This is a genomic window from Burkholderia metallica, from assembly GCF_001718555.1.
In the GTDB taxonomy this organism is placed as follows: domain Bacteria; phylum Pseudomonadota; class Gammaproteobacteria; order Burkholderiales; family Burkholderiaceae; genus Burkholderia; species Burkholderia metallica.
On sequence record NZ_CP013401.1, the window covers coordinates 1,777,534 to 1,789,913 of the forward strand.

9 protein-coding genes are annotated in these 12,380 nt (G+C 66.8%); all 9 read left to right on the top strand.

Annotated elements, in window-relative coordinates:
* The 9 genes from WJ16_RS08035 (at nt 1) to WJ16_RS08075 (ending at nt 12,355) form a co-directional block, all read left to right on the top strand.
* Nucleotides 1–927, top strand: coding sequence for a CysB family HTH-type transcriptional regulator (locus WJ16_RS08035; protein ID WP_069256603.1), 927 nt, complete (start codon nt 1–3; stop codon nt 925–927).
* A gap of 519 nt (nt 928–1,446) precedes the next feature.
* The gene (locus WJ16_RS08040; protein ID WP_069256604.1) at nt 1,447–1,833 is read left to right on the top strand and encodes a DUF805 domain-containing protein; all 387 of its coding nucleotides are present in this window, start codon (nt 1,447–1,449) and stop codon (nt 1,831–1,833) included.
* 277 nt (nt 1,834–2,110) lie between these two features.
* On the top strand, nt 2,111–3,061 hold the full coding sequence (locus WJ16_RS08045; RefSeq protein ID WP_069256605.1) for a sugar ABC transporter substrate-binding protein: 951 nt from the start codon (nt 2,111–2,113) through the stop codon (nt 3,059–3,061).
* A gap of 145 nt (nt 3,062–3,206) precedes the next feature.
* Nucleotides 3,207–4,820, top strand: a complete 1,614-nt coding sequence (locus WJ16_RS08050) for a sugar ABC transporter ATP-binding protein (protein WP_069256606.1) — start codon at nt 3,207–3,209, stop codon at nt 4,818–4,820.
* Nucleotides 4,817–5,836 (top strand): ABC transporter permease, encoded by a 1,020-nt coding sequence (locus WJ16_RS08055; RefSeq protein ID WP_069256607.1) that lies wholly within the window; start codon nt 4,817–4,819, stop codon nt 5,834–5,836. Before WJ16_RS08050 ends, WJ16_RS08055 begins: the two co-directional genes overlap by 4 nt.
* A 35-nt stretch (nt 5,837–5,871) precedes the next feature.
* The gene (locus WJ16_RS08060) at nt 5,872–6,903 is read left to right on the top strand and encodes a LacI family DNA-binding transcriptional regulator (protein ID WP_069256608.1); all 1,032 of its coding nucleotides are present in this window, start codon (nt 5,872–5,874) and stop codon (nt 6,901–6,903) included.
* Nucleotides 6,900–7,838, top strand: a complete 939-nt coding sequence (rbsK, locus tag WJ16_RS08065) for a ribokinase (RefSeq protein WP_069256609.1) — start codon at nt 6,900–6,902, stop codon at nt 7,836–7,838. The genes WJ16_RS08060 and rbsK overlap by 4 nt, the downstream gene beginning before the upstream one ends.
* A 284-nt stretch (nt 7,839–8,122) precedes the next feature.
* A complete protein-coding gene (locus tag WJ16_RS08070; protein WP_069256610.1) occupies nt 8,123–9,880 on the top strand; it encodes a methyl-accepting chemotaxis protein in 1,758 nt (585 codons plus the stop codon).
* Between the two features lie 552 nt (nt 9,881–10,432).
* Nucleotides 10,433–12,355: a PrkA family serine protein kinase gene (locus tag WJ16_RS08075; protein WP_011351905.1), complete on the top strand. Its 1,923-nt coding sequence runs from the start codon at nt 10,433–10,435 to the stop codon at nt 12,353–12,355.
* Nucleotides 12,356–12,380 lie beyond the last annotated feature (25 nt).

The following is a 12,380-nucleotide window of genomic DNA, read 5'->3' on the forward strand; positions in this document are numbered from 1 at the left end:
ATGAATTTTCAGCAATTGCGGTTCGTGCGCGAAGCGGTGCGCCAGAACATGAACCTGACGGAAGTCGCGAACGTGCTGTACACGTCGCAGTCGGGCGTGTCGAAGCAGATCAAGGATCTCGAGGACGAACTGGGGGTCGACATCTTCATCCGGCGCGGCAAGCGGCTGACGGGGCTCACGGAACCCGGCAAGGCCGTGCACCAGCTGATCGAGCGGATGCTGCTCGACGCGGAGAACCTGCGCCGCGTCGCGCGCCAGTTCGCCGACCAGGACAGCGGCCACCTCGTCGTCGCGACGACGCACACGCAGGCGCGCTACGCGCTGCCGAAGGTGATCCGGCAGTTCACCGACGTGTTCCCGAAGGTGCATCTGGCGCTGCGCCAGGGCAGCCCGCAGCAGATCGCGCAGATGATCCTGAACGGCGAGGCCGATCTCGGCATCTCGACCGAGGCGCTCGACCGCTATCCGGACATCGTCACGTTCCCGTGCTATTCGTGGCATCACACGGTCGTCGTGCCGAAGGGCCACCCGCTCGTCGGCCGCGAGAACCTGACGCTCGACGAAATCGCCGAATACCCGATCATCACGTACGACCAGGACTTCACGGGCCGCTCGCACATCGACCAGGCGTTCACGCAGGCAGGCGCGGTGCCCGACGTCGTGCTGACCGCGATCGATGCGGACGTGATCAAGACCTACGTCGAACTCGGGATGGGGATCGGCGTCGTCGCGGCGATGGCCTACGATCCGCAGCGCGACACGGGGCTTGTCGCGCTCGATACGCAGCATCTGTTCGAAGCGAGCACGACGCGCGTCGGGCTGCGCAAGGGGGCGTTCCTGCGCGCGTATGCGTACCGGCTGATCGAGATGTTCGCGCCGCATCTGAACGAAGCGGAAATCGCAGGGCTGTTGCGCGAAACCGTCTGACGACCGCGCGTCGTGCGCCATCCGCGCGATCGTCGCGGATGGCCCGACGCACGTTTCACCGGATGCCCTGCATCGCGAGGCGGCGGCCGATCTGCTGCCGTCATGGTCATCCGGCTGATCGAAACATCGATCGCAATCGCGTTTTCCCGATCCGCTGCTTCGCCATCCGCGGCGAACGACATGGTTCGATTGCCCGGACAACGACAAGAACACGCCGGCATGCCCGAACGCGTCGCGTCGGGTTCAGCCATTCGGCCGGCATGCCGGACGATACGTAGCCCGACAAATGTGATTCAATGCGCGTGAATGCCGAGTGACGCGCGTTCGCGCCGCGCGTCGGCCATCCTGCTTACTGGCCGGTTCGCAACTGCGGCGCAATCCGCCACGCCGGGCCGCGGTGCGCAACGCGAAGCCCGCAAGCCGTGCGCATTCGCAAAAACAATGCACACGGCTTATCCGTTCCGGCACATTCGGCAACCTATCGTGCAGCACGCAACACGCGTGACGAAGAGGTAAACAATGGATCTGAAATGGTTGCTCTTTTCGTTCGAAGGCCGGATCGGGCGTCTGCCGTGGTGGATCTACGTGCTGGTTTCCACGGTGCTCAGCGCGGTGATCGATGCGGGTTCGCGCGGCTCGACGCAGGACGATCCGTCGCTGCCGGCGATGCTGGCGCTGATCGTCGTCGCGGTCGTGGCCGCGTGGTCGTCGATCGCGGTCGGCGTGAAGCGGCTGCACGACATCGACAAGTCGGGATGGTGGATGCTGTTGATGTTCGTCCCGATCGTCGGCGCGCTCGCGTTGTTCGTGATGAACGGCTTCATCGCCGGCACGCCGCATGCGAACCGGTTCGGGGAACCGCCTTCGGCCGATGAAGACGAGCCCGCGCCGCGGGACCCGGCGTGATGTCGCGCTCCGAATAAACCCTTAAATATTGATCAGACAGGTTGCGCGTCGAAGCGAATCGGTACAGCATACCTTCACTCCGCCGGCTTCCCGCCGGCGGTGGCGCGTCAACGACAGCGCGCGTCAGGCAGTCGGCCGTCTGCCTCGCTTCCATTCCGTGGTACCGACAGCAGCATCGATGGCCATTGCCCGGGTAGTGTGGCGCAAACGTTTGCTCACATTAAAACAACAGTCGAACAATAGTCCGGCCCGTTGGGCCAGTCGCCAGGAGATGTGTATGAATGTCCTCTTTCGCCGTCGCTTCCTGACCGCCGCGCTCGCCGCCGTCGCGGTCGCCGCCGCACCGGTCGCCCATGCGCAAGCCACGGCCAAGCCGAAGGTCGCGCTCGTGATGAAGTCGCTCGCCAACGAGTTCTTCCTGACGATGGAAACGGGCGCGAAGGATTACCAGAAGCACAACGCGAACCAGTTCGACCTGATCACCAACGGCATCAAGGACGAGACCGATACCGCGAACCAGATCCGCATCGTCGAGCAGATGATCGTGTCGAAGGTCGACGCGATCGTGCTCGCGCCGGCCGATTCGAAGGCGCTCGTGCCGGTCGTGAAGAAGGCCGTCGACGCGGGCATCATCGTCGTGAACATCGACAACCGGCTCGATCCCGACGTACTGAAGTCGAAGAACCTGAACGTGCCGTTCGTCGGCCCGGACAACCGCAAGGGCGCGCGCAAGATCGGCGATTACCTCGCGAAGAAGCTGAAGGCGGGCGACCAGGTCGGCATCCTCGAAGGCGTGTCGACGACGACGAACGCGCAGCAGCGCACGGCCGGCTTCCAGGACGCGATGAAGGCGGGCGGGATGAAGGTCGTGTCGGTGCAGTCCGGCGAATGGGAGATCGACAAGGGCAATGCGGTCGCCGCCGCGATGCTCAACGAATACCCGAACCTGAAGGCGCTGCTGTGCGGCAACGACAACATGGCGATCGGCGCGGTGTCGGCCGTGCGCGCGGCCGGCAAGCAGGGCAAGGTGCTCGTGGTCGGCTACGACAACATCAACGCGATCAAGCCGATGCTGAAGGACGGCCGCGTGCTCGCGACCGCCGATCAGTACGCGGCGAAGCAGGCCGTGTTCGGCATCGACACGGCGCTCAAGGCGATCGCCGAGCATCGCAAGCAGGCCGACATGTCGGGCGTGGTCGAGACGCCGGTCGATCTCGTCACGAAGTGACGCAGCCCCGATGCGGCCGCCGCCCTCAAGAATCGGGCGCGGCGGCCGTTATCCGGAGTGAGCGCGATCACGGCCACTGCATGCACATGCACTTGTGAGCGTCACACCCGCGCGCCGCGTGCGCGCGGCCGCAACCAGGATCGCGATGGACCCGACTTTCCAACCCTCACGCGCAGCCGCTCCCGTGCTGTCCGTATCCGGCATCGGCAAGACCTATGCCGAACCCGTGCTCGCCGACGTCACGCTGACGCTCGAGCCGGGCCACGCGCTTGCGTTGACGGGCGAGAACGGCGCCGGCAAGAGCACGCTGTCGAAGATCATCGGCGGGCTCGTCGAGCCGACCGCCGGCACGATGCTGCTCGGCGGCGAGCCGTATGCACCGGCGAGCCGCACGCAGGCCGAGGCGCTCGGCGTGCGCATGGTGATGCAGGAGCTGAACCTGCTGCCGACCCTGACGGTCGCCGAAAACCTGTTCCTGAACCGCCTGCCGCGGCGCTTCGGAGTCATCGATCGCGCGCGGCTGCGCGACGATGCGCGGGCCGCGATGGCGCAGGTCGGGCTCGACACGGTCGATCCCGATACGCCGGTGGGCGCGCTCGGCATCGGCCATCAGCAGATGGTCGAGATCGCGCGCAACCTGATCGGCGACTGCCGCGTGCTGATTCTCGACGAACCGACCGCGATGCTGACCGCGCGCGAAGTCGAGCTGCTGTTCGAGCAGATCGACCGGCTGAAGGCGCGCGGGGTCGCGATCGTCTACATCTCGCACCGGCTCGAGGAACTCGCGCGGGTCGCCGAGCGTGTCGCGGTGCTGCGCGACGGCCGGCTCGTGCACGCGGGCGACATGGCGGCGACGACGTCCGACGGGCTCGTCACGCTGATGGTCGGGCGCGAGATCGGCGAGCACATCGATCTCGGCGAGCGCAATATCGGCGCGCCGCGGCTCGTCGTGTCGGGCCTGACTCGCGGCACGGCCGTGCGCGACGTGTCGCTCGAAGTGCGCGCAGGCGAGATCTTCGGCATCTCGGGGCTGATCGGCGCGGGACGTACCGAGCTGCTGCGGCTGATCTACGGCGCGGATGCGCCGGATGCGGGGACGATCGCGATCGGCCAGCCGCCGAAGCCGGTGCGGATCGGTTCGCCCGTCGAGGCGGTGAAGCAGGGTATCGCGCTGATCACCGAGGATCGCAAGGGCGAAGGGCTGCTGCTGACACAGTCGATCACCGCGAACGTATCGCTTGGCCAGCTCGACCGGCTCGCGCGCGGCGGGATCGTCGACCGGGCGCGCGAAACGGCGCTCGCCGAGCAGCAGATCGACGCGCTGCGCATCCGCACGCACGGCGCGGCGCAGGCGGTCGGCGAGCTGTCGGGCGGCAACCAGCAGAAGGTCGTGATCGGCCGCTGGCTCGCGCGCGACATGGGCGTGCTGCTGTTCGACGAGCCGACCCGCGGGATCGACGTCGGCGCGAAGTTCGAGATCTACACTTTGATGGGCGCGCTCGCCCGCGAAGGCCGCGCGCTCGTCGTCGTATCGAGCGACCTGCGCGAGCTGATGCTGATCTGCGACCGGATCGGCGTGATGTCGGCCGGCCGCATGACCGCGGTGTTCGAGCGCGGCAACTGGACCCAGGATGCGCTGCTGGCCGCCGCGTTCGCCGGCTTCGGCCGCGAAACGCCGGCGGCCGGCGCGCAGCATCCGGACGCGGGGCAGGCGCCGGGCGCCGCTCCGGGCAATTCGACGACAGGACCACAGCCATGACCCAGCCTCCCGTAACCCCGACCGATGCAGGCGCGCAGCAGGACGTGACGGGGCGCCGCGCGCGCACGCTTTCCGGCACGCGGCTCGGCCTGTCGAACTACCTCGGGCTCGCCGGCGCGCTCGCCGCGATGATCGTGCTGTTTTCGACGCTGAGCTCGCATTTCCTGACCTACGATACGTTCAGCACGATCGCGAACCAGATTCCCGATCTCGTCGTGATGTCGGTCGGGATGACCTTCGTGCTGATCATCGCCGGGATCGACCTGTCGGTCGGCTCGGTCCTCGCGCTGGCCGCGTCGATGGTCAGCGTCGCCGCGCTGAAATGGCAGTGGGGGCCGCTGCCGGCCGCGCTGATCGGCATCGCGGTCGCGATGATCACGGGCGCGCTGACGGGCGCGGTCACGGTCGGCTGGCGGATTCCGTCGTTCATCGTGTCGCTCGGCGTGCTGGAGGCCGCGCGCGGCCTCGCGTACCAGCTGACGAATTCGCGCACGGCCTACATCGGCGACGCGTTCGATTTCCTGTCGAACCCGATCGCGCTCGGCATCTCGCCGGCGTTCCTGATCGCGGTCGCGGTGATGATCGCGGCCCAGTTCGTGCTGACGCGCACCGTGTTCGGACGCTATCTCGTCGGGATCGGCACGAACGAAGAAGCGGTGCGACTTGCGGGGGTTAACCCGCGGCCGTATAAAATTCTCGTATTCGCATTGATGGGCGCGCTCGCGGGGCTCGCGTCGCTGTTCCAGATTTCGCGGCTCGAGGCGGCCGATCCGAACGCGGGCGTCGGCCTCGAACTGCAGGTGATCGCCGCGGTCGTGATCGGCGGCACGAGCCTGATGGGCGGGCGCGGCTCGGTGATCAGCACGTTCTTCGGCGTGTTGATCATCTCCGTGCTGGCTGCGGGGCTCGCGCAGATCGGCGCGAACGAGCCGACCAAACGAATCATCACCGGCGCGGTGATCGTGGTGGCGGTCGTGCTCGATACGTATCGCAGCCGGCGCACGCGCGTGCGGTAGAAAGACAGACAGAACAGACCAGAGAGAAACGGGAAATGGCGACGATCAAGGATGTGGCGGCCATGGCGGGCGTGTCGTTTACGACCGTCTCGCACGTGGTGAACAATTCGCGGCCGGTGTCCGCGGATGTGCGTGCGAAGGTCGAGGGCGCAATCCGCGAGCTGAATTACGTGCCGTCGGCCGTGGCGCGCTCGCTGAAGGCACGCGCGACGGCGACCATCGGGCTCGTCGTGCCGAACAGCACGAACCCGTATTTCGCGGAGCTTGCGCGCGGCATCGAGGATCAGTGCGCGGCCAACGGCTATTGCGTGTTCTTCTGCAATTCGGACGACGATCCGGTCAAGCAGCGCAACTACCTGCGCGTGCTGCAGGAAAAGCGCATCGACGGGCTGATCGTCGCATCGGCCGGCGAGGACGCGGTGCTCGCGCAGACGCTCGCGGATACGCACGCGCCGCTCGTCGTCGTCGATCGCAACATCGAGGGGCTCGCGGCCGATCTCGTGCAGATCGACCACGAGCGCGGCGCGTACCTGGCGACGCGCCACCTGCTCGAGCTCGGGCACGCGAAGATCGGCTGCATCACTGGGCCGACCGACACGGCGGTCAGCGCGATGCGCGTGCACGGCTTCATCCGCGCGATGGCCGAGCGTGGGGTCGACATCGTGCCGGGCGCGATCGCGGAAAGCGATTTCTCGTGCCTCGGCGGTTATCACGCGGCGTCGCGGCTGTTCGAATCGGTGCGGCCGAGCGCGATCTTCGCGGGCAACGACCTGATGGGCGTCGGCGCGCTGCGCGCGGCGGCCGAGCGCGGCATGCGCGTGCCCGACGACTGTTCGATCATCGGTTTCGACGACATCGAATTTTCCCGCTACACGTATCCGGCCCTGTCGACGGTCGGCCAGTCGGTGCGTGCGCTCGGCGAAATGGCCGCGCAGACGCTGATCGAGCGGATCGGGGGCGGCTCGACGGCCGTGCCGAGCCGCCGCCGCGTCGTGTCGCCGCGCCTCGTGCTGCGCGAATCGACGGCGGTCTACCGCGAGCCGCCGGCCTCCGGCGGTCGCGCATGACGGCGCGCACGCGGGGCGCCGGCCGGGTGACGGTGGTCGGCAGCCTCAACATGGATCTCGTCGTGCGCGCGCCGCGTCTGCCGCTGCCGGGCGAAACGCTCGCCGGTCACGCGTTCGCGCAGGCGGCGGGCGGCAAGGGCGGCAACCAGGCCGTGGCCGCCGCGCGGCTCGGCGCGCAGGTCGCGATGATCGGCTGCGTCGGCGCCGATGCGCACGGCGCTGCGCTGCGCGCGGGCCTCGAAGCCGAGGGGATCGACTGCGGCGGGCTCGCGACGAGCGCGCAGGTGTCGACCGGCGTCGCGCTGATCGTCGTCGACGACGCGAGCCAGAACGCGATCGTGATCGTCGCGGGCGGCAACGGCGAGGTCACGACCGGGACGGTCGCCCGGCACGAGGCCGCGCTCGCGTCGGCCGACGTGCTGATCTGCCAGCTCGAGACGCCGCCGGACGCGGTGTTCGCGGCGCTGTCGGCCGGGCATCGGCTCGGCCGCACGGTGGTGCTCAATCCGGCCCCGGCCGTCGCACCGCTGCCGGACGGCTGGCTGCCGCTCGTCGATTACCTGATCCCGAACGAGGTCGAGGCGGCTGCGCTGACCGCGCTGCCCGTGCGCGACCCGGCGGAAGCGGAGGCCGCCGCGCGCGTGCTGCAGGCGGGCGGCGCGCGCAACGTGCTGATCACGCTGGGCGCGCGCGGCGTGCTCGCGCTGACGGCCGATGGTGCGGCGCGGCATTATCCGGCGCCGGCCGTGCAGGCCGTCGACACGACGGCGGCCGGCGATACCTTCATCGGCGGTTTTTCCGCGCGGCTCGCGGCCGGCGCGGACGTCGACGCAGCGATCCGCTTCGCGCAACGCGCGGCGGCGCTGTCGGTCACGCGGGCAGGCGCGCAGCCTTCGATTCCGACGCTCGCCGAACTGGCCGAAGAGTCGGAATAAGCCGAATAGATCCCTTTCAAGCGTCGTGGCCGACCGTCGCACGCGACGGCCGGCCGTGTCTGCGCGGCGTCCGCCGTCGCGGCGAACCTTCCGTCACGCCGCTGCGGGCGCGCGCCGAAGTGTGCATTTTCGTTCAGCTATTTGTAATAAACAGACGAATAATTCGAAAAAATAGCGGAAACACCATCAAGTTGTGCGGGGCATGGTCGTAAATGCATCGGAAGCAGCCATGCTTCTAAGCGGCGGGCCGGTCCCGTCCATCACGACGCAACACAGGAAGGATGATGGTGTTCAAGAACCTGACGATTCGTGCGCGCATCGGTTTCACGATGGCGTTTCTGGCGGTGCTCCTGGCGGTGATCGGCGGGCTCGGCGTGTACGGCATGACGCGTGCGAACGAGACGACGCGCGAACTTTTCACGAACCAGATGCCGAGCGCGGTCGACGTGTCGGTGGCCGAGATCTACGCCGCACGCGAGCGCCTCGCGCTCGACCGTGCGGCGCTGCTGGCCGGCACGCCCGATGCGGCTGCCGCCGTCGAGCGAAGCCGCATGATGCGCGCGCAGTCCGACGCGTGGTGGCAGAAATACCTCGCGCTGCCGCGCGGCGCGGAGGAAGACCGGATCGCCCAGGACGTCGCCGCGAAGCGGCAGGCGTTGCAGGCCCAGTGCGACGCGTTCGGCAACGTGATCGGGACGAATCAGGCCGACCGGATCGGCGACGGCGCGAAGCAGCTCCAGGTGCGCTACAACGACCTCGCGACGGCGAGCGAGGCGCTGCGCAACTTCCAGTTCAGCGATGCGCAAACGAGCTTCGATCACGCGGAATCGGTGTACGAGACGCTGCGCGTGCTGGCGATCGTCGCGCTGCTGGCCGGCTTCGGCGCGGCGGTAGCGTCGTGGCTGACGCTGAGCCGTGCGATCGGCCGCCCGATTGCCGACGCGCTCGCGCATTTCGACGCGATTGCCGCCGGAGACCTGCGCCGGCCGATCGTCGTGGACCGGCACGACGAGATGGGCCGGCTTCTCGCGGGCCTCGGCAAGATGCAGCGCGGGCTCGTCGACACGGTGCGCACCGTGCGCGGCGGCAGCGAGTCGATCGCGACGGCCGCGCGCCAGATCGCGGCCGGCAACATCGACCTGTCGTCGCGCACCGAGGAGCAGGCCGCGGCGCTGCAGGAAACCGCGTCGAGCATGGAACAGCTGACGGGCACCGTGAAACAGAACGCGGACAATGCACGCCAGGCGAGTGCGCTGGCCGCGAATGCGTCGGAGATTGCAAACAAGGGCAATACGGTGGTCGGCCAGGTGGTCGGCACGATGGGCGAGATCAACGACAGTTCGGCGAAGATCGCGGACATCATCGCGATCATCGAGGGAATCGCGTTCCAGACCAACATTCTTGCGCTGAATGCGGCGGTCGAAGCCGCGCGGGCCGGCGAGGAAGGCCGCGGTTTCGCGGTCGTCGCGGGCGAGGTGCGCAGCCTGGCCCAGCGGTCGTCGGCCGCGGCCAAGGAGATCAAGGTGCTGATCGACGCGTCGGTGGCGCGCATCCGGTCGGGTTCCACGCTGGTCGACGAAGCAGGCCGCACGATGAGCGACGTGATCGGTGCGGTGCAGCGCGTGACGGACATCATGGGCGAGATCGCGGCGGCGTCCGAGGAGCAGAGCGGCGGGATCGACCAGGTGGCGCGCGCGGTCGCGCAGATGGACGAGGTCACGCAGCAGAACGCGGCGCTCGTCGAGGAAGCCGCGGCGGCCGCGCAGTCGCTCGACGAGCAGGCCGGGCGCCTGCGTGAAACGGCAGCGGTGTTCCAGCTCGACGACGACACGTCGCGCCCGGGCGGCGCCGCGCAGGTTGCGGCGCGTCACGCGCCGCGTGCTCCGTCCGCGGCGGTTGCCGTGCCTGCGCAGCCCGTCGCGCGCGACGAGCGCGATGCCCCGCCGAAACGCGCGGTCGCGGCGGCGCCGGTGCGCAAGCCCGTCGCCGCGCCTGCGCAGGCCGCCGCTACCGCCGGCGCGGACGACTGGGAGACGTTCTAAGTCGCGCGTGCCGCGCATCTATCCCCATTTGGTGACGAACGACGCCCGCGACATGCGGGCGTCGTCGTTTGGGCGGCGGGGAAATGTGACAGGCGATGCGCATGAATGGTGCTGCGTGAAACGTCGCGTGCATCGCGTGCCCGGCATTCGCGGACGGCGCGCACGGCGGCGCGTGAATTTCCCGCATTCGTGGTACGGGTATCTCCGTAAGGGCGCTGCGAAAAAAATTTGTAACGGTGCGCGCAACGTGTCGTCGCATTCGACCGCTCGAACGTATAGGGATGAGGGGGGAAGTGACGACGTCGAATGTGTCCAACGCACAAGACGTTCCGTTGTTCGACGAGACGCGGCGGATGCAGTTTCTGCGGCTCGGGGCAATGATTGTAAAACGACGAAATGCGTTGTCCAAGCGGTGTTGTCGAGAATGACGAACTTCATACGAAGAGTTCGTGAAAAAAAATAAGAAAGGGTTTAGGATGAATTCGAACGCGCTTGCTTCTGCGCAGTCGTACGAAGGCAGGCACGTCTTCAGACTCAGGCGAGGGAGGTAGCATGGATATTTACAGCAGCTTCGCGAACCGCTTCGAAAAAACCCGAGAGGAAGAGCTCTCGCTGGAGGAGTATCTCGCGCTCTGCAAGAACGATCCATCCGCGTATGCGACCGCGGGTGAACGCATGCTGGAAGCAATCGGGGAACCTGAACACATCGACACCCGTAACGATCCGCGCCTGTCGCGGATCTTTGCGAACAAGGTCATCAAGGTCTATCCCGCCTTCCGGGAGTTCTACGGAATGGAGGAAGTGATCGAGCAGGTGGTCGCGTATTTCCGCCACGCTGCGCAAGGGCTCGAAGAGAAGAAGCAGATCCTCTATCTGCTCGGCCCGGTGGGCGGCGGCAAGTCGTCGATCGCCGAGCGTCTGAAGCAGCTGATGGAGCGCGTGCCGTTCTATTCGCTGAAGGGCTCGCCCGTCAACGAATCGCCGCTCGGGCTGTTCGACTACGACGAGGACGGCCCGATCCTCGAGGAACAGTACGGCATTCCGCGCCGCTACCTGAAGAACATCCTGAGTCCGTGGGCCGTCAAGCGCCTGCACGAATACAACGGCGACATCCGCCAGTTCCGCGTGGTGCGTCGTTATCCGTCGATTCTGCGGCAGGTCGGCATCGCGAAGACGGAGCCGGGCGACGAGAACAACCAGGACATCTCGTCGCTGGTCGGCAAGGTCGATATCCGCAAGCTCGAACAGTATGCGCAGGACGACGCCGACGCGTACAGCTACTCGGGCGGCCTGTGCCTCGCGAACCAGGGCCTGCTCGAATTCGTCGAAATGTTCAAGGCGCCGATCAAGGTGCTGCATCCGCTGCTCACCGCGACGCAGGAAGGCAACTTCAAGGGCACCGAGGGCTTCGGCGCGATTCCGTTCGACGGGATCATCCTCGCGCACTCGAACGAGTCGGAGTGGAAGGCGTTCCGCAACAACCGCAACAACGAGGCACTGCTCGACCGGATCTTCGTCGTGAAGGTGCCGTACTGCCTGCGCGTATCGGAAGAGACCAAGATCTACGAGAAGCTGATCCGCAACTCGTCGCTGGCCGAAGCCGTCTGCGCGCCGGGCACGCTGAAGATGATGTCGCAGTTCTCGGTGCTGTCGCGCCTGCACGAGCCGGAGAATTCGAGCCTGTTCTCGAAGATGCAGGTGTACGACGGCGAGAATCTCAAGGACACCGATCCGAAGGCGAAGTCGTACCAGGAATACCGCGACTACGCGGGCGTGGACGAAGGGATGACGGGCGTGTCGACACGCTTCGCGTTCAAGATCCTGTCGCGCGTGTTCAACTTCGATTCGAGCGAGGTCGCGGCCAACCCCGTGCACCTGATGTACGTGCTCGAACAGCAGATCGAACGCGAGCAGTTCCCGCCGGAAACCGAGCAGAAGTACCTGTCGTTCGTGAAGGACGTGCTCGCGTCGCGCTACGCGGAATTCATCGGCAAGGAGATCCAGACGGCCTACCTCGAATCGTATTCGGAGTACGGGCAGAACATCTTCGACCGCTACGTCACGTATGCGGACTTCTGGATCCAGGACCAGGAATTTCGCGATCACGACACGGGCGAGAGCTTCGACCGCGCCGCGCTGAACGCGGAGCTGGAGAAGATCGAGAAGCCGGCCGGCATCAGTAATCCGAAGGATTACCGCAACGAGATCGTGAACTTCGTGTTGCGTGCGCGGGCGGCGAATGCCGGCAAGAACCCCGTGTGGACGAGCTACGAGAAGTTGCGCGTCGTGATCGAGAAGAAGATGTTCTCGAACACCGAGGAACTGTTGCCGGTGATTTCATTCAACGCCAAGGGTTCGGCGGAGGAGCAGCGCAAGCATGAGGACTTTGTGAACCGGATGGTCGCGAAGGGCTATACGCCGAAGCAGGTGAGGCTGCTTTGCGACTGGTACCTGCGCGTGCGCAAGTCGTCATGACGCGCGCGGTACCGCGCCCGTACGG